Here is a 20,333-nt window from a genome sequence, read left to right as displayed (position 1 = left end):
ATTATAACTTATATAAATAAGCTTAATATGATATAATTTAATCATATAATCTTCAAATTAAAAGGAGGCAGCATGATGAGATTTATAATAGTTACAGGATTATCAGGAGCAGGCAAGACAGAAGCAACAAGAAGCCTTGAAGATATGGGATACTTTTGTGTAGATAATCTTCCTCCAAAGTTAATACCAAAGTTTGCAGAAGCTTGTGTTCAAAGTCAAGGAAAAATTAATAAAGTCGCTTTAGTTATAGATATAAGAGGTGGAATATTCTTTGATGATTTATTTGAAAGCTTAAATTACTTAAAGAGACAAGATTTTAAATATGAAATATTATTTTTAGACGCATCAGATGAGATTTTAGTTAAGAGATTTAAGGAATCTAGAAGAAGTCACCCATTAGCACCAGGAAGTAGGGTTATTACAGGGATTAATGAAGAAAGAAATAGATTAAGAGAAGTAAAAGATAGAGCAGATATAATTATAGATACATCAAAATATGCAATTAGAGATTTAAGAGAAGAAATGAACAAAAATTATGGAGATATGAAGCAACCTGAAAAGCAACTTTCAGTAACTGTTTTAAGCTTTGGATTTAAATATGGAATACCAGTTGACTCAGATTTAGTATTTGATGTTAGATTTATACCAAATCCATTTTATATAGCGGAGCTTAAGCCTTATTCAGGAAATGATGAACCAGTAAAGGATTATGTATTAAAGCAAGAAGAAACTAAAGGATTTATAAAAAGAGCAGATGATATGTTGGATTTCCTAATACCTAACTATAAGAAAGAGGGTAAAAGACAACTTATAATATCTGTAGGATGTACTGGTGGAAGACATAGATCAGTAGCTATAGCTAATGCTTTATATAAAAAATTATTAGAAAGAAATTATAATGCTTCAGTTGAACATAGAGATATAATAGAAGATGTACACCAAGGAGCTAAAAAACTATGAGTATTAAAGATTGGTTAAAGCCAGGGGTTAGAATTAAAAGGTGGATTTTCTTTGGAATATTTGGAATACTATTAATTGCCTTTGGCTTTACTGAACTAGCAATGCGTAGAGTTTATGATTTTTACTATAAAGTATTTTATATATTCCTAAATATAACAGGAATATTCGTTATATATATATCAGTAGTAGAGAGCATGAAATCTATAATAGCACTTACTAATAAGGGTTATATTCAGTTGTCTTTAGATAGCAGAAAGATGGAAAATCTTATTTATGAGAAGAGATTATTAGTAAAAGGACCTAAGATTGTAGTTGTTGGTGGAGGAACAGGATTATCCACTATGCTTAGAGGATTAAAATATTATACATCTAATATAACAGCAATAGTAACAGTTGCCGATGATGGTGGAGGATCTGGGGACTTAAGAGAAGATCTTGGTATGCTTCCTCCTGGAGATATAAGAAACTGTATTTTAGCTTTAGCAGATACAGAGCCATTAATGGAGGAGTTACTCCAATATAGATTTCCGGATGGAAGACTTAAAAATCAAAGCTTTGGTAACTTGTTTTTAGCAGCAATGGATGGGGTAAGTGACAATTTTGAAGATGCGATTCAAAAGATGAGCTCAGTACTAGCGGTAACGGGGAAAGTTTTACCAGTTACCTTAGAGGATATGAAGCTTATCGCAGAGCTTGAGAATGGAAATAAAGTAGAAGGAGAATCTCAAATTCCAGATGAAGTGTTAAGACAAAATTCAAGAATAAAGAAGCTTATGATAGAGCCAAAGGATGCAAAGCCATTAGAGGATGCAATAAAAGCAATAGAGGAAGCAGATGCAATAGTATTAGGACCAGGAAGTCTTTATACAAGTATAATTCCTAATTTATTAGTAAAAGATATATCAGAAAGTATAAGAAAAAGCTATGCAATTAAAATATATATATCTAATATAATGACTCAACCAGGAGAAACACATGGGTTTAAAGCATCAGATCATATTAAGATATTAAAAAAGTATGCTGGAAGAGGAATTATAGATTATGTTATAGCAAATAGAGGAGATATTCCCGATGATGTAAAAAAGAAATACTTATTAGATAATTCTCAATTAGTAGAATTAGATATGAAGGAAATAAAGGCCTTAGGAGTAGAAGTAGTTGAGGCATCATTAGCAAAGATAGAAAAAGGTTATGTTAAGCACGATTCAGAGTATTTAGCAGAAGTTTTAGTTGATACAATAATGGAGAAAAAGTTATTGTATGATAGAAAGAAAATAATAGAATATATGTATGTATCACAAAGAATTAAAGAAAGAGAGAAAAAAAATAAGCTTAACAATAAAAGGAACTAAGAATTATACCTTCTTGGTTCTTTTTATAATATAGAAAACTATCCTAAAGCTATAATTTACATCTAAATTTTTATTAGTGTTTATGATATAATTACATGATAAGAATAGATAATAAGGAGAAATAGGCCATATGTCATTTTCATCAAAGGTAAAAGGAGAAATTTGCAGGCATTCAGAATTAACAAAAGAAGAAGCATTAGCTGAGATATCAGCAATAATGAAAGTAAGTGGAACTATATCATTTAGTGGGTTAGGGTTAGCATTTAGAATTACTACTGAAAATCCAGCGTCTGCAAGGCATATATTTAGCTTACTTAAGGAGCATTTTAATATACATTCAAAATTAATGGTTAAAAAGAGTAATTCCCTAAAGAAAAATAATATATATATGGTACTTATAGAAGAAAATATGGGAGTTAGAAATCTTTTAAGAGAGACAGGAATACTTACAGAAGTAGAAGGCGTATTAACTTTGGATTATAGAATAGATGAAAATATGGTTAAGACAGATGAATTAAAAAGAGCATATGTAAGAGGAGCCTTTGTAGGTGGTGGTAGTATAACCAATCCAGAAAAAACTTATCACCTAGAATTTGTTACTCATAGTGAAGATTATGCTAAAGATTTATCTGTTTTAATAAATACTTTTGGATTAAATTCAAAAGTAATTCAAAGAAAAAACAGTTATATTATTTACTTAAAGGAAGGAGAGCAAATATCTAACCTTTTAGGCATAATAGGTGCACATACTTCTTTATTAGAATTAGAAAACATAAGAATAATGAAGGAGATGAGAAATAATGTAAATAGACTTGTAAATTGTGAAACGGCTAATTTAAGCAAAACAGTTAATGCAGCAGTAAGGCAAGTTGAAAGCATAAAGTTAATACAAAGAGAAATAGGACTTCAAAGATTACCAAAAAACTTAAGAGAAATAGCAGAACTTAGATTAAGCTATCCAGATGAATCTTTAAAAGAGCTTGGAGAAATGCTTAATCCTCCAGTAGGTAAGTCTGGAGTAAATCATAGATTAAGAAAAATAGAAAAAATAGCAGAAGAAGTTAGATCAGGAACTTACTAAGAAATATATAAATAAACAAAGGTGGTGTTTTAGTTGAGTAAAAAATTTACACATCTACATCTCCACACTGAATATAGTTTACTTGATGGTTCAGGAAAGATTAAAAAGTTAATAAATAAAGCTAAAGAACTAGGTATGGATAGTATAGCTATAACTGACCATGGTGTTATGTATGGGTGTGTTGCTTTTTATAAAGAAGCTATTGAACAAGGAATTAAGCCTATACTTGGTTGTGAAATATACGTGGCTGCAAAGTCTATGGATATTAAGATTAATGATAAAGAAAATAGCACCCATCACCTAGTTTTATTAGTTAAAAATGAAGAAGGATATAAAAATCTTATGGAGATTGTATCTCAAGCATCTATAAGAGGATTTTACTACAAGCCAAGAGTAGATCGTGAATTTTTAAGAAGTCATAGTGAAGGACTTATAGCTTTAAGTGCTTGCTTAGGGGGAGAGGTTCAGTCATGGCACCTTAAAGATAACTATGAAAAAGCTAAAGAAGTAGCTCTTCTATATAAAGATATTTTTAAAGATAGATTCTATCTTGAGATACAAAATCATGGGATGGATGAGCAGCGAAAGGTTACAGAAGCAAACATTAAGTTAGCAAAGGAAACAGATATTCCTTTAGTAGCGACTAATGATGTTCATTATATAAATCAAAGAGATTCTGAATCACATGATGTATTAATGTGTATTCAAACAGGAAAAACTATTGATGATCCAAATAGAAGAAGGTATCCTTCAGACCAATTTTACTTAAAATCTCCAGAAGAAATGTGGGATATGTTTTCATATATTCCAGAGGCTCTAGAAAATACAACTAAAATTGCAGAGGAATGCAATTTTGATTATGAATTCCATGTGTCAAAACTTCCTAAATTCCCAGTTCCAGAAGGAATTGAACCTTATGATTATTTAAAAGAGGTTTGTTATTCTGGATTAATTGAAAGATACGAAGTTTTTAAAGAATTTATAAATAAACCACTAAATGTGGAAGAGCTTGTGGATTATTATAAAACAAATGAAGAAGCTTGTGGATACATTAAAAGATTAGAATATGAACTATCAGTAATCAAGCAGATGGGATATGTAGATTACTTTTTAATTACTTGGGATTTTATAAAATTCTCAACAGATAATGGAATTCCAACGGGACCGGGGCGTGGATCTGCAGCAGGTTCAATAGTAGCCTATACTTTAGGTATAACAAAAATAGATCCAATAAAATATAGCTTACTTTTTGAAAGATTTTTAAATCCTGAAAGAGTAAGTATGCCAGATATAGATTCGGATTTTTGTTATGAAAGACGACAAGAAGTTATTGATTATGTTGTAGATAAATATGGAGTAGATAATGTTTCTCAGATTATAACTTTTGGAACAATGGCTCCAAGAGCTTGCATAAGAGATGTTGGTAGAGCTATGAATTACTCTTATGCAGAGGTAGATAAAATAGCTAAGATGATTCCTACTATGCTAGGAATAACAATAGATAAAGCTTTAGAAATAAATCCAGAGTTAAAGGCAGCATATAATACTGATGAAAGAGTTAAAGAGTTAATAGATGTAAGCAAAGATTTAGAAGGCTTACCTAGACATTCATCAACACATGCAGCAGGAGTAGTTATAGCATCTAAGCCTTTAGTTGAATATGTTCCTCTGCAAAAAAATGATGAATCAATAGTAGCTCAATTTGATATGACAACATTAGAAGAGCTTGGATTACTGAAAATGGATTTCCTTGGTCTAAGAACACTAACAGTTATGAATGATGCTGTTAAAATGATTAAAGAAAATCAAGAAATAGAAATAAATTTAGATAAAATAAATTTTGAGGATAAAGAAGTTTATAAAATGCTTGGAGAAGGAAAAACAGCAGGTGTCTTTCAATTAGAATCACCAGGAATGACTTCCTTCATGAAAGAGCTAAAACCTGATTGTCTGGAAGATATAATAGCTGGAATATCTTTATATAGACCAGGACCTATGGCAGAAATACCAAGATATGTAGAATGTAAGCAAAGTCCTGATAAAGCTCAATACGAGACTTCAGAGTTAGAAGACATATTAAATGTTACTTATGGAGTAATGGTTTATCAGGAACAAGTAATGGAAATAGTTAGAAAACTAGCTGGATATTCTATGGGAAGAAGTGACCTTGTAAGAAGAGCGATGTCTAAAAAGAAACACAAGGTCATGGAGGAGGAAAGAAAAAACTTTATATATGGAGTTGTAGATGAAGAAGGAAATATAGAAGTTCCAGGCTGTAAAAGAAATGGGATATCAGAAGAAGCTGCAAATAAAATATTCGATCAGATGATGGACTTTGCTTCGTATGCGTTTAATAAATCTCACGCAGCAGCCTATGCAGTTATAGGGTATCAAACTGCATATTTAATGAAATACTATCCTGTAGAAACAATAGCAGCAATGCTTAACTCTGTTATGGGAACAAGTGAAAAGGTAGCACATTATATTAACTTTGCAGAAAGTCTAGGAATTCAAGTGTTACCACCAGATATTAATGAAAGTTATTCTAAATTTACAGTAAAAGGTGATAAAATTAGATTTGGATTAGCAGCTATAAAAAATGTTGGTTATAATGTTGTTGAGACTATTGTTGCGTCAAGAAGTGAAAAAGGAAATTTTGAGTCATTAATAGATTTTATAAATAAGATAGATTTATCTGCTGTAAATAAAAGAGCAATCGAAAGTTTAATAAAAGCAGGTGCTTTAGATTACTTTAATGTATTTAGATCAAAACTTTTAGCAGTATATGAAAAACTAATGGATGGAGTTTCAAGTGAAAAGAAGAGAAATATAGATGGACAAATAAGTTTATTTGGCTTAGAGGAAGAAGTTTTAGATATCCCCGAGGTAAGTTATCCTAATATAAGAGAATTTTCAAAGAAAAATCTTTTAGATATGGAAAAAGAAATGACAGGGCTATATCTATCAGGACATCCTTTAGATGAATATGCTGAGAGTTTAAGAGTTCAAACAACGACTAATATAGAAAAGATATATAAATCCTACGAAATAATTCAAGATGCATATAATAATATTGAATTACCAGAAGATATAATACACGATGAGGAAAGGATTATTCTTGGAGGAATAGTTGCAGAAGCAAATCAAAAAATAACAAGAAGTAATTCAATGATGGCCTTTTTAAAGTTAGAAGATTTAACAGGTACTATTGAAGTCATAGTATTTCCTAAAACTTTAGATAAAGTTAGAGAATTTGTAAAAGAAGACAGTTTAGTTGTAATAAAAGGAAGAGTAAGCATAAAAGAAGATGAGTTGCCAAAGCTTATATGTGAAACAATGGAGCCTTTAGAGAAGATAAATACAGCTAAGGTCTATATTAGAGTAAATAATTTAGATGAAGGCAAGAACATGATGAAAGAATTGCGAACTATGCCAAAAGAATTTAAAGGAGATACAACCGTATTTGTGTTTACAGCAAATGATAAGAAGAGTTATAGAATGTCAAAGGATATATGGATTAACTTAGAATCGGATGCAGTAATTTATTTTAGAGAACTTGCTGGTGAAGATAATGTTAAAGTTATAGAATAATTAAAGCTAGTATCAAAAATGGGAAGGAGATAAAACTCTCTTTCCCTTAAATTATATTGTGAAAAATTTACAATTTTAGATGTAATATTAATGAATTGTGAAATGAAAAAATTTACAATGATTAATTAAGAAAAATTTATTAATTAATATATAAATTATAATTAATTAGGTTATAATATACTTAAGAAAGTATAAAAAAGTCGATAAAAATCGTAATAATGTATAAAATCGTTAATAATATATTTATTTTAGTTGCATAAACTTAGAGTAGCAAGTAAAATAAATAAGGTAATAAAAATTAGTAAGAAAATTTAAATTAATATAGTGCAAAAAAATTATTATAGTAAATAAAAAAATGGATAATTCCACAGAATGTGGGACAACCTTTGTCCCGGTGGTGTTAAGGAGGAAACAACATGAAAAAAATAGCTATTTTAACTAGTGGTGGAGATGCTCCAGGAATGAACGCAGCAATAAGAGCCGTTGTAAGAACTGCTTTACATCATGGCATAGAAGTAATGGGCGTTCAAAGAGGATATAGTGGTTTAGTTAATGGAGAATTATTTACTATGGATAGATCATCAGTATCTGACATAATCCATAGGGGAGGAACTATTTTAAGAACTGCTAGATGTGTTGAATTTAAAAAAGAAGAGGTAAGAGTTAAGGCTACCAAAATATTAAAAGCATATGGTGTAGATGCATTAGTAGTAATTGGTGGAGATGGTTCATTTACAGGAGCTAAACTTTTATCAAAGTTAGGGGTTAAAACTGTAGGTTTACCAGGAACAATAGATAATGACTTAACTTACACTGACTTTACTATAGGTTTTGATACAGCTTTAAATACAATAATAGATGCTATAGATAAAATTAGAGATACATCAACTTCTCACGAAAGAGTTTCAATAGTTGAAGTAATGGGAAGAGACTGTGGAGATTTAGCTTTATATGCAGGTATAGCAGGTGGAGCTGAATATATAATAACTCCAGAAAAAGGATTTTCAAAAGAAGAACTTTGCAAAATAATATTAGAAGGAAAACAAAAGGGGAAAATACACAATTTAGTTTTATTAGCTGAAGGTGTAGGTGGAGCTCAAGAATTAGCAAAATATGTTGAAGGTGTTACAGGAATTGAAACAAGAGCAACAATACTAGGACATATTCAAAGAGGTGGAAGTCCAACAGCTACTGATAGAGTTTTAGCATCTAAAATGGGAGCTAAGGCTGTAGAAGTTCTTTTAGAAGGAAAAACTTCAAGAGTAATAGGAATAAAAAATAATGAGATAATTGATCAAGATATAGATGAAGCATTGGCATTAGATAGAACATTTGATGAAAAATTATTTGACATAGCAAACGAAATTTCATCTTAGAATATACATATTTGATTTTATTACTCAAATTATATATGACTATATTTAGTCGATTTAATAATATTTAATCAAACTAACAATAAAAATTACATGCGTAAATTAAAGGAGTGTTATTACATGAGAAAAACTAAGATGATTTGTACTGTAGGACCAGCTAGCGAAAATCCAGAAATATTATCAAAAATAATAGAAGCTGGAATGAATGCATCAAGACATAATTTCTCACATGGAGATCATGAGGAACATGCACAAAGAATTAATTTGGTTAAAGAATTAGCTAAAAAACACAATAAAGAAATAGCTATAATGTTAGATACTAAGGGACCAGAAATAAGAACTGGAAAATTCGAACCTAAAAAAGTAGAGTTAAAGTCAGGTGATGACTTTGTAATATATGCAGGTGGAGATGTAATTGGAGATACAACACAATGTACAGTAACATATGAAGGATTAGCTAATGATGTTAAGCCTGGTAATATTATATTAATAGATGACGGTTTAGTAGGATTAGAAGTTCAATCTGTAGAAGGTAACAAAATTAATTGTAAAGTTAAAAATACAGGATTTGTAGGTACTCATAAAGGAGTTAATGTTCCTGGAGTTTCAATTAAATTACCAGCATTAACAGAAAAAGATATAGCAGATTTAAAGTTTGGTTGTGAAATTGGAGTTAACTTAGTTGCTGCATCATTCATAAGAAAAGCATCAGACGTTGAAGCTATCAGAGCAATATTAGTTGAAAATGGTGGAGAGCATATTCAAATATTCTCAAAGATAGAAAACCAAGAAGGTGTTGATAATATAGATTCTATATTAGAGGCTTCAGATGGTATAATGGTAGCTAGAGGAGATCTAGGTGTTGAAATACCAATGGAAAAATTACCAGCTGTTCAAAAAATGATAATTGAAAAATGTAACCATGTAGGTAAACCAGTTATAACAGCTACTCAAATGTTAGATTCTATGATAAGAAATCCAAGACCTACAAGAGCAGAAGTATCTGACGTTGCTAATGCTATATACGATGGAACAGATGCTATAATGTTATCTGGAGAATCAGCAAATGGAGATTGGCCAGTAGAAGCTGTTCAAACTATGGCTAAAATAGCTGTAGAAGCTGAAAAGCAATTAAGCTATGAAGTTGCAGTTTCAAAAGCTAAGAAGCATATTCCAGCTATAGCAGGAGTTATTTCAAGAGCTGCTGCAAATGCTGCAAATGAATTAAAAGCTTCAGCTATTATTTCATCAACTCAAAGTGGTGCAACTGCTAGAAGATTATCACAATGTAGACCAGATTGTCCAATAGTTGCAGTAACTCCAGATGAAAAAGTTGCTAAGAAGTTAGCATTATGTTTCGGAGTTTACCCAGTTGTTGCAGGAAAAGTGGAGTCAACTGACGAAATGATGGAAGAATCAGTTAAGGCTGCGCAAACTAATGGTTTTGTTAATGTAGGAGATACAGTTGTTATAGCAGCTGGAGTTCCAGTTCATAAAGTAGGAACTACTAACTTATTAAAGATAAGCGTAGTTGAATAAAAAATAGAAGTATAATTTTACTTTTTAACTTAAGTAAAACTTACTTATTAACACAATAATTAATTTAAGAAATAAGCCTCTATGCTAATAGTTTTGTTATAAACTATTAGCATAGAGTTTTTTTATATATTAAGAAATTAAAATTTGACAAATGTTTAATCGAAAGAAAATCATTATCAATTATAAAGAAAAAAGTTGCTATTTAGTATAAAATTTGAATTAAATAAGTTATAAAATAGTATGAAAACAGATAATTAACAAAAAGTTCATAATTATATTGATAATATTTAAGTTATAATGTATATTATGAAATGAATATTGTAATAATATTAAAAAGGAATTAAATGGCAACTAATTCTGAATTAGGCATCTTATGATGCCATTTTTTTTATCTAAAATAAATTTATAGGAATTATATATTGTGTTCATTAATAAGGTAAGTGTCTTATTAATATGCACCTTTTGTTTTATATATTTTTATGCTATTATAAGATGAAACTTTAGAGAGTATACAAGATTTCATATAGATAGATAAGATTTTAAGAGGTGATTATTTTGGTAGAAAAAAATAATGAATATATCTTAGATATAGTAGGAGTAGGTTACGAAGGTGAAGGTATAGCAAAGATAGATGGATATCCTATATTTATAGAAGGAGCTATATATGGAGAAAAAGTAAGGGTATTAATAATGAAAGTTAAAAAGAATTTTGCCTATGGAAAGTTATTAGAAGTTTTAGAAGCTTCAAAAGATAGAATAGAGCCAAAATGTAGAAATTATAAAAGATGTGGGGGTTGCTCTGTTCAACATATGAATTATAAAAAACAACTAGATTATAAATGGGAAAGAGTTAAAGATTGCATTTATAAAATAGGTGGATTATCAAAGGATATAGTAAAATATCCATTAGGAATGGAGGAACCAGAAAGATATAGGAATAAAGTTCAACTACCAGTTGGCTTAGTAAAAGGTAAGCTTGCAATAGGTTTTTATGCACCAAGAAGTCACGATATTATAGATTTAAATACTTGCTTAATTCAAGATAAAGTAGCAGATAAAGTAGCAGAGTTAACAAGACTATGGATAGAAAAATACAAAATACAACCAGCAACGATAGATGGAAAATTTAACCCTAATGGCATAATTAGGCATATAATGATACGTAGAGGCTTTAAAACAAATGAAGTGATGGTTGTATTAGTTACATTAAAAAAAGAAGTTCCTTATATAGAAGAGTTTATAAATATAATAAAAAATGAGATAGATGGAATAAAAAGCATAATACAAAATATAAATGAAAAAGAAACTAATGTAATATTAGGAGAAAGATGCATAACCTTATGGGGAGAAGATACAATAACAGATTACATAGGAGATTTTAAATTTAATATATCTCCACTTTCATTCTTCCAAGTAAATCCTGCTCAAACAGAAGTCTTATACTCAAAAGCTTTAGAGTACGCAAACTTAACAGGAGAAGAAACTGTCTTTGATGCATATTGCGGTACAGGAACAATAACACTATTTCTTTCTCAAAAAGCTAAAAAAGTATATGGAGTTGAAATAATAAAAGCAGCTATAGATAATGCAAATGAGAATGCTAGGATTAATAATGTCAATAATGTAGAATTCTTTGTTGGAAAATCAGAAGAAATAATACCAGAGCTAATGGAAAAAGGAATTAATCCAGAAGTTATAGTTGTTGATCCACCGAGAAAAGGCTGCGATATAAAACTATTAGAAGCAATAGGTAAAGCAAGGCCTAAAAAAGTTGTATATGTTTCTTGTGATCCAAGTACTTTATCAAGGGACTTAAAGATATTAGAAGAAAAAGGATATAGGACTGAAATAGTTCAGCCTGTTGATATGTTTCCACATACATCACATGTGGAGACGGTGATAATGATGACGAGTTATGGTCAAGATGGAAAATAAATTATATCAACTTAATAACAATAGTGTAGATTTTCTAATAAATTAGATTACTAAAAAAGACTATTAAAGTACTGCTCATTTATTTCAAGTTAGAGAGTTAGGGCGTCCATTAGGGGACTTTATGGTCTAACTTTGCATAGATAAGGTAGAGATTCTTCATGCAAAAATGAAAATTAACCTGCTAACGGTAGCTTTTGAAAAATTAAAGCTACCGTTTTATGCTTTGCAACAAAATCAAGAATTGTGCTTATTTATCAAGTGCTTTCTTGTGGTTACTCTATAGAGGTTTGTAGTAACTACACGAGATATACTCTTAGAAAATCAATGATGTACATCAACTTCTAACTTGAATTAACTATTATTTAGGTGATTTAAGATAAAGTGATGAATTTATAAAATATTTAGGCTTGTGGATTACTTCTGTATCAGAAGAATATAAGAAAATCTATAAGTCTTTTTTCTCTGAAAAGAGGCAGTCTTCTTTCGGTTAGGATTTTGATTAATCCACTTGGTGTCATATTCATACTAATAGCAAAATCTGTTTTAGATATTTGTGCTATATTAATAAGTTCTTCTAATAGTGTACCTATCTCCATCTTATTCCTCCCAATTTAATTAAATTCTTCATAATGATGTGATTGGTTTTAACTTATTTGATAAAAGTAGAGGCATTGGATATATTATTACCTTTATTTATATATCAATTAATTTAATTTACACTCTTCCAATAATCATATAGATATTTTTTGATTTATTTTTATAATAGTACAGATGAAAAATGAAATAAGTAAAATAATATACTGTATAACTCTTACTATATTATAAATTATTTTTTATGCCTTTGCTTTCCTAAAAATGAAGATGGAGAGCAGAAAGGAATTGCTGAAATAAGCAATTCTTTTCTGTTATGAGACGCCTATGAGATGAAGTTACAAACAGAAGAGAAGAATATAACTAGTGAGATAAATAACGGTAATTTGAAGAAATAGGACTATACTGCATAAAGCTGAGCAGGGTTATAAGAGAAACTTGCATAATTAAATCATACAACTAAAGTTAAAGTTAATGAGATGTTGACTTGTTGGCTTCACTCACAAATGCTAGAATAAACTTGATTATAAAAAGTTCTTACGGTGGAATGACACTATTATACATTCAATAAACTAGATATTAACTAGCATGTTAAGTTATTTAAAATATAAACATTTTAAATAAAAAAGATAGAAAGCAACTGAAAGAAATAAGTGAAATGATGAACAAAATTATATTAGAATATCTTCAGAATAAAAAACGAGAGTAAGGAATGGTCCATTAAAGGATAACATAATGGCGCTAAAATTAAGTAAAATGAAAAAATAAAGCAAAATTTTTTTAGATAAATGCAAATAAAAAAGATGAATAAGCAAACATTAAAGGATATACTCTATATCATTATTGAAAATCAGAAGAAGTTTTAATATTCTTGAAGATAAATCGGAGGAGTTAAAATGGACAAATATTTAAATGCTTTAACTGACAATTTGTCAATATTGGAAAATTTATATGATGTTATAAGAATAGTAGACCCATTAACGAAAAAAACTGTACATTATGATAAAGCTAAAATTAAAATTTTAAATAATAGTTGCTATGATTTTTGGAAATCTGAAGAATATTGCCCTAATTGTATATCTATGAGAGCATACAATGAAGCTGATACTTTTGTAAAAATTGAATATAACAAAGAAAAAATTTATATGATAATGGCATCACCTATAGTTATGGAAAATAAGAAATATGTTTTTGAAATGTTAAAGGATGTAACAAATACAGGTATTATAGAAAATTTTTCTGAGAAAACAAGTGAGGAAATTCAGCTTTATATAAATGAAATGAATGATAAGATTATCAAAGATGAATTAACAGGAGTATATAATAGACGTTTTATTGATGAAAGGCTGCCAATAGATATTTTAAAAAGTGCATCTCAAAAATCTCCACTATCAATTATAATTGCAGATATAGATTTTTTTAAATCTATAAATAGTAACTATGGACATTTAGCGGGGGATTGTATATTGCTTGAGTTTGCTTCATTAATTAAGAATTCAATAAGAAAAGATAGTGATTGGGTGGCAAGGTATGGAGGAGAGGAATTTATTATTGTTTTAGACAATACAGACAGTAATACTGCTTTTGAAATATCAGAAAAGATAAGGAAAAAAGTTGAAGAAAAAGTTTTTGAATATGAAGATAACAAGATTAATATTACATCAAGTTTTGGTATATATACATTAGATGAAGATAACTTTGATATAGATATAAAAAGCTTGATAAATTATGCTGATAAAAAACTGTATGAAGGCAAACAAGCAGGTAGAAATAAGAGCATAAAATAGTATACGAATACTTATATTTAAAATAATTTACATGAAACACATAAGTCGAAAAGCTTGCTTTATAAATATAAAATTCAAGTATAATGTTTGTTTTTTTATTAATACTATAAGTAGACATAGAACATTATTTAACAAATATTTTATGTTAAGACATGGAAAATATATATTAAAACAATAGAAAGGAGCGTAAGATTACATGAAAATGAAAAAGTTTAACAAACTATTATTTTTTATTATATTAACGTTACTGGTTAGTTCTTATGCGCCAACAGTTTATTCAGAAACTGTAAAGGATACTACATATATTGGAGTTACTTCAGATCTCCACCATAAGATTTCTAATTTGACACAATGGCTATCTAATTTGAAAAGTACTACAACATCGATGGATTACATGATTTTTGGTGGTGATTATGTAGGTGCAGATGATGCAGAATCCTATGTCTCTGATGTGAAGAACCAATTTAGCGGAACTTCATCCATATTAGCAAAAGGTAACCATGATAAGGGGAAGGGAGGAAAATATGATTCAGGATTAGTTGTTAACAATAGCAATTATGCTATATATGTAATGGATTCATCAAGTAAGTCTTTTACAACTGACGATATGGAGAATCTTAAATCTTCTTTAAATGACATAAATTCATCGAAGCCAGTTTTTGTTGTTTCTCATTGCCCTATTCATTATTTTGGGAAGAGAACCATTGGAAATTCAGAAGAACTCCTTTCTCTTCTTAATAATTATGGAAACGTAATATTCCTTTGGGGACATAATCATTCTCAAAATGATACAAATTATGGTACAGTTAAAGTGAAGGGTGATACTATACAATGCTCCAAGTCTTCTTCAGAAGTTCCTATTAATTTCACATATGCAAATATGGGATCAATGAAGCAAGGAAATAATGGAGCATATGGATTGCTTATAAATTTAATAAATAGCAGTGATAGCACAAATATTAATTTCTATTATAAAGATCTTTCAGGAAAAACTGTTTCAAATTATTCTGTGAACATCAAGTAAGAAGAAATAGATTTTCTTGATTCACTCTTTATTGACTTTTTCTATGTATAATGGTATAATGATAAGAAAATTGAAATTTGAGGTGAAAAAATGATTAATTTTTCTTGCTAATTTTTAAAGTACATTTAATAAAAAGATAAACAGGTGTATTCTGTTTGTTTTGTTGTACTTATGCAAGAAAGTTATTCTTTTTTCTCTTAATATATACACTTGTGCTATGCTATAATGATTAGCTTAACTACGTATATCTATGAGCTGTAAGAATAATTAATTCTTGCGGCTCTTACTTTTTTATAAATAAATTCGAATAAGGAGGATAAATAATATTATGATAAATGAAGACACTTTACTAACACATGATAATCTCCATATAGAGTCGGATACTGCAGGTGACACTTATATGGAGTAATAACAAGGTCGCCTATTGTTCCGACTTTGTTATTTATACTATTAAATACAGAGGAGGACAAAAATATGTCTTTAATAAATGTTACAAACCTAACCTTTGCTTATGAAGGTAGCTATGATAATATTTTTGAAAATGTTAGTTTTCAAATTGATACCGATTGGAAATTGGGATTAACTGGAAGAAACGGAAGAGGAAAGACTACTTTTCTAAATCTTTTGCTTGAGAAGTACGAATATAATGGAAACATTTCAGCTGATGTGACTTTTGAATATTTTCCTTATGAGGTGCAGGAGCAAAGCAATTTCACCATAGATGTCATAAGAGAGATTAGTCCAAATTCAATGGATTGGGAAATAGTAAAAGAATTATCTTTGTTAGATATGGACTACGATGCTTTATATAGACAGTTTTATACACTATCTAAAGGAGAGCAGACCAAAGCATTGTTGGGCGCTATGTTTTTGAAGGAAAATTCCTTCTTACTTATTGATGAGCCTACCAATCATTTGGATGCTGAAGCTAGGCAAAAACTAAGTAATTACTTGAAAAAAAAGAAAGGATTTATTCTGATTTCACATGATAGATCTTTTTTGGATAATTGTGTTGACCATATCTTGTCTATTAATAAAACTAATATTGAAATACAAAAAGGAAACTTTTCTTCATGGTGGAGAAATAAAGAATTACAAGATGGTTTTGAGCTAGCAGAAAACGAAAAATTGAAAAAGGATATTAACAGACTTTCTAGCTCGGCAAAACGTACATCTACGTGGTCAGATAGTGTTGAAAGCAGCAAGTATGGAACTACTAATTCTGGGAGTAAATTAGATAAAGGATATGTTGGGCATAAAGCTGCAAAAATGATGAAGCGTGCTAAAAATATAGAAGCTAGACAACAAAACATGATTGAGGAAAAATCAAAGCTTCTTAAAAATATTGAATCTAATGAAAGCTTAAAAATAGTACCACTCACTTTCCATGATAAAAAGCTTGTAGAACTTACAGGTGTTGCAATTGAATATGATGATAGAATTGTCTGTGAAGGAGTAAACTTCACTATAGAGCAAGGCGAAAGAATTACTATTGAAGGAAAGAATGGCAGCGGAAAATCAAGTATATTGAAATTAATTTATGGAGAAGATATCCCCCATAGTGGAATTGTAAGAAAGAATAATAAGTTAATCATTTCGTATGTTTCACAAGATACTTCAGATTTATATGGTAACTTATCTGAGTATGCAGATAAACACTGTATTGATGAGAGTTTATTTAAAGCGATGCTTAGAAAACTTGATTTTTCAAGAGAACAGTTTGAAAAGAATATCAAGGATTTTAGTGGAGGACAGAAGAAAAAGGTATTGCTTGCAAAAAGTTTATCTGAGCAGGCACATTTGTATATTTGGGATGAACCATTGAATTTTATTGATGTCATTTCTCGTATGCAGATTGAGAAATTGTTAATTGAACATGAACCTACAATTTTGTTTGTTGAGCATGATAGTGCATTTTGTGAAAATGTTGCAACAAAAATAATAAAATTGTAAAGGTAGAAATGGCAATTAATATGTTTGATGGGAATATAAAAGTAACACACAATAGGCTCCATGCAAAGCTAGATGTTTTGGGCGACGCTTGCATGGAGTAGTATAAGTCGCTAATTATACTGGCTTTGCTTCCTAACTATTAATAGTGAGGGGGAAGCCTACGTGAAACAGACAAAAACGAAATATGGAAAAATGAAACAAATAGTATCGGATTTGAAATTACCTGATTATAGATACGAGCAGCTTACAAAAGCTATTTTTCATCAAAGAATAGGTGATTTTGATGATATGCATATACTACCAAAAACGTTAAGGATGGCTTTAGTAAATGAGTTTGGAAATAATGTATCTAGTGTAATACCTATTTTTTTACAAAATTCTAAACAAACTCAAAAATTGTTATTCGAATTGAATGATGGAGAAAGAATAGAAGCTGTTGGACTAAAGTATAAACAGGGGTGGGAATCGTTTTGTATTTCTTCCCAATGTGGTTGTGGTTTTGGATGTCGTTTTTGTGCAACAGGAAGTGCTGGATTTAAACGCAATCTTACTGCTGATGAGATAACTGATCAATTACTTTATTTCTATTTTAATGGCCATATATTGAATAGTATTTCATTTATGGGAATGGGTGAGGCTTTTGCAAATCCAGAGTTATTTGATGCAGTAAAAATTTTAACTGATCAAAATTTATTTGGGTTAAGTCAACGAAGAATTACTATTTCAACAATTGGCATTATATCGGGAATTCAAAGATTGACCAAAGAATTTCCACAAGTGAATCTGGCTTTTTCACTTCATTCACCATTTGAAAGCCAACGAAGTGATTTAATGCCTATAAATAAAAGATTTCCATTGAATGATGTAATGAAAACATTAGATGAACATATCATTCATACGGGACGACGAGTGTTTATTGCTTATATTATGCTTGAAGGAATTAATGATTCAAAAGAACATGCAGAGGCAGTTGTAGGTTTATTGAAAAATCGTGGTTCATGGGAGCATTTATATCACATTGATTTGATACCTTATAATTCTACGGATAAAACAACTTTTAAATTTCAATCTTCAAGTGCTATCAAGCAGTTTTGCAGTATACTAAAGAAAGCTGGTATTAGTGTAACTGTTAGAACACAATTTGGTTCTGAAATTAGTGCTGCTTGCGGACAGTTGTGTTATGAAAATGAATTATAATGTTAGTTCAAAAATATTCATTTGAGTAAAGAAATAGCCTCATTTTAAAGGTCTTGAAGATTTTTAATTAAATATTGAAGAGTGTTGTATGTCCCTCAAACTTTAGATTTGAGGGACTTTTCTGTAGTTACTCTATAGAGATTTATAGTAACTACACGAGATACACTCTTAGAAAAAAGTTAGCACATTCATTAGGGGCTTTATGGTCTCACCTTACATAAATATAGCAGAGAATCTTCATGTTAAAATGAAAATTAACCGACTAACGGCAGCTTTTGAAAAATTAAAGTCGCCGTTTTGTAGTTACTTTATAGAGATTTATAGTAACTACACGAGATATACTCTTAGAAAAAAGTTAGATGCGATCTTTGGGGAAAACGAGGAAGGTTAATCAGCATAGAAGATCACATTATTATTATAAAGCCGATAAAAGAAGCAACGCTCGAATATCCTGCGGGCAAGGTGCTTTTTAGTTTACAGAAATTTATCTATGTTAAAAATTCTAAGAGGTTTATGAAATAAAATTACAAATATCAGTTATATTTATGTAATATATTTACATATAGGATAAAAAATGTATAATGAAGATAAATGGGTTATTTTTATTTTAATTAATAATTAAAAGGGGTTGGGAAAATGAAAAGATATTTAAAGTATTTTTCAATGGGAGTTATTATATGCCTATCGTTCTCATTAATTGGATATGATTCTTCTATTAAAGCAAAGAAGAAATCAACATGGAATGATGCTGCTTTAAAATCAATGGAATTATTTGATGATAAAGGAGGTTATTATACTGGTTTCAAACATCTAGAAGGTTTTAAACAAAATGCTTGGGAAGGAATGGATAAAGCATATAAGTTAGATTCTAAATCAAATACTCCCGTTATTGATGTTGATGAGGCAAGGCCTTCATTTTGTTCATCAGCTATTTATATGTTGTTATTAAAAAGTCTATCAATATGGAATGAATTTCAAAAAGAGAATGTTATTTCTAAAGAGGCATGGGTAAATTTAAAACCATATACACTTGATGAGAAAGATGATTCTGGCAATTTAATTCAAGCAAGGCAGGATGATGGATTTGGTTGCTGGGGGAGAGCTAATGCAAATGGGCCTGGTATAGCTGTATTAGTTAATGAGTTAGATGCAGGTAAAAATTATTATATTGGCTCTCGAAGTGAGTATAGTAAAGAGAAGGATTATTATAATGCATGGAGCCAAGTAGAGAGATTTGATTTTTTAAAAATTTTCTGGAATGATGGTATTGGGTGTGATGATAATAATAGTGAGGGTGACGAACGTGGACATCTGGTATTATTCCTAGATAAAACTGTTTCTTACGATAAGAATGGAAATCGCGATGATATTGTATATTATTGGTCATCTAATGGGTCTAAGCCGGATATAAATGCTGGGTATGGAATAGCTAAGTGTAGAGTTTCTACTATAACAAGAGCTGTCGCTACTAGAATTACTAATCCTGAAAACTTCAATAATGCTAAGTCAATAGATCGTAATAATGAGAATAAATGGTTATCTGACTTAAATGGTAAGAAGCACGGGACAGTTGAAGAACTAAAAAAAGCATGTGGTATAGAATAAGAGGCAAAAATTATTTTGCTGTCCAAATATAAATCTAGAAATATTTAAAATATAATAAATTAAAGTGAAGTCACAGAAAAAGCGTTGACAAATAAAAAAAATGTGCATATAATGAGTATATAATACACACTAATCCGATAGGAATTAACGGCTATGACAAGAAGAGTAAGTTAAGGAAAATTTACAGAGAGAAATCTCCTAGGCTGAAAGAGATTTTAGGTGGAACTTAATTGAAGTGCATCTTTGAGCCCTGAATCGAAATAATAGTAGATTTCAGCGGGAACGCCCGTTAAAGCGTTGAGGTATGTTTGTACCGAATTGATGAGATTTTATGCAATTGCATAA

General features: G+C 29.7%; 13 protein-coding genes and 1 other annotated feature (1 of these 14 running past the window's edge). Of the genes, 12 read left to right on the top strand and 1 reads right to left on the bottom strand.

All coding sequences use genetic code 11. From position 1 onward, the window contains the following. The first annotated feature begins 75 nt into the window (after positions 1-75). The 7 genes from rapZ to rlmD all read left to right on the top strand — a co-directional run bounded on the left by rapZ (position 76) and on the right by rlmD (position 11,831). Complete coding sequence (rapZ, locus tag ACH36K_RS00475; RefSeq protein ID WP_411170637.1) at positions 76-960, top strand: RNase adapter RapZ; 885 nt, start codon at positions 76-78, stop codon at positions 958-960. Further along, positions 957-2,312 (top strand): gluconeogenesis factor YvcK family protein, encoded by a 1,356-nt coding sequence (locus ACH36K_RS00470; RefSeq protein WP_411169113.1) that lies wholly within the window; start codon positions 957-959, stop codon positions 2,310-2,312. The genes rapZ and ACH36K_RS00470 overlap by 4 nt, the downstream gene beginning before the upstream one ends. A gap of 130 nt (positions 2,313-2,442) precedes the next feature. Then, complete coding sequence (whiA, locus tag ACH36K_RS00465) at positions 2,443-3,393, top strand: DNA-binding protein WhiA (RefSeq protein ID WP_411169112.1); 951 nt, start codon at positions 2,443-2,445, stop codon at positions 3,391-3,393. Positions 3,394-3,426: 33 nt separating this feature from the next. After that, entirely contained in the window at positions 3,427-6,984 is a 3,558-nt protein-coding gene (locus ACH36K_RS00460) for a DNA polymerase III subunit alpha (protein ID WP_411169111.1), read from the top strand. A 416-nt stretch (positions 6,985-7,400) separates the two neighbouring features. Beyond that, positions 7,401-8,360: a 6-phosphofructokinase gene (gene pfkA / locus ACH36K_RS00455; RefSeq protein ID WP_411169110.1), complete on the top strand. Its 960-nt coding sequence runs from the start codon at positions 7,401-7,403 to the stop codon at positions 8,358-8,360. Positions 8,361-8,477: 117 nt separating this feature from the next. After that, on the top strand, positions 8,478-9,896 hold the full coding sequence (pyk, locus tag ACH36K_RS00450) for a pyruvate kinase (RefSeq protein ID WP_411169109.1): 1,419 nt from the start codon (positions 8,478-8,480) through the stop codon (positions 9,894-9,896). A 555-nt stretch (positions 9,897-10,451) separates the two neighbouring features. After that, a complete protein-coding gene (rlmD, locus tag ACH36K_RS00445) occupies positions 10,452-11,831 on the top strand; it encodes a 23S rRNA (uracil(1939)-C(5))-methyltransferase RlmD (RefSeq protein ID WP_411169108.1) in 1,380 nt (459 codons plus the stop codon). Between the two features lie 425 nt (positions 11,832-12,256). Here the strand turns inward: rlmD and ACH36K_RS00440 are convergent, their stop codons facing one another. Then, on the bottom strand, positions 12,257-12,427 hold the full coding sequence (locus ACH36K_RS00440) for a hypothetical protein (protein ID WP_411169107.1): 171 nt from the start codon (positions 12,425-12,427) through the stop codon (positions 12,257-12,259). Between the two features lie 891 nt (positions 12,428-13,318). Between ACH36K_RS00440 and ACH36K_RS00435 the strand changes: the two genes are divergently transcribed. The 5 genes from ACH36K_RS00435 to ACH36K_RS00415 all read left to right on the top strand — a co-directional run bounded on the left by ACH36K_RS00435 (position 13,319) and on the right by ACH36K_RS00415 (position 19,988). After that, complete coding sequence (locus tag ACH36K_RS00435; RefSeq protein ID WP_411169106.1) at positions 13,319-14,209, top strand: GGDEF domain-containing protein; 891 nt, start codon at positions 13,319-13,321, stop codon at positions 14,207-14,209. Positions 14,210-14,405: 196 nt separating this feature from the next. Beyond that, complete coding sequence (locus ACH36K_RS00430; protein ID WP_322412564.1) at positions 14,406-15,233, top strand: metallophosphoesterase family protein; 828 nt, start codon at positions 14,406-14,408, stop codon at positions 15,231-15,233. A gap of 474 nt (positions 15,234-15,707) precedes the next feature. Further along, on the top strand, positions 15,708-17,186 hold the full coding sequence (locus tag ACH36K_RS00425; RefSeq protein WP_411169105.1) for an Lsa family ABC-F type ribosomal protection protein: 1,479 nt from the start codon (positions 15,708-15,710) through the stop codon (positions 17,184-17,186). Positions 17,187-17,348: 162 nt separating this feature from the next. Further along, positions 17,349-18,383, top strand: a complete 1,035-nt coding sequence (locus tag ACH36K_RS00420) for a Cfr family 23S rRNA (adenine(2503)-C(8))-methyltransferase (protein ID WP_411169104.1) — start codon at positions 17,349-17,351, stop codon at positions 18,381-18,383. 636 nt (positions 18,384-19,019) lie between these two features. Then, positions 19,020-19,988 carry a hypothetical protein gene (locus ACH36K_RS00415; RefSeq protein ID WP_411169103.1) on the top strand — a complete coding sequence of 323 codons (969 nt, stop codon included), beginning with the start codon at positions 19,020-19,022 and terminating at the stop codon, positions 19,986-19,988. Between the two features lie 144 nt (positions 19,989-20,132). Next, positions 20,133-20,333, top strand: a binding site (T-box leader) (it continues 41 nt past the right edge of the window).

Origin of the sequence: Clostridium sp. MB05, assembly GCF_046581255.1 — a bacterium.
In the GTDB taxonomy this organism is placed as follows: domain Bacteria; phylum Bacillota; class Clostridia; order Clostridiales; family Clostridiaceae; genus Clostridium.
This window is presented reverse-complemented; position numbering and strand designations above follow the sequence as displayed.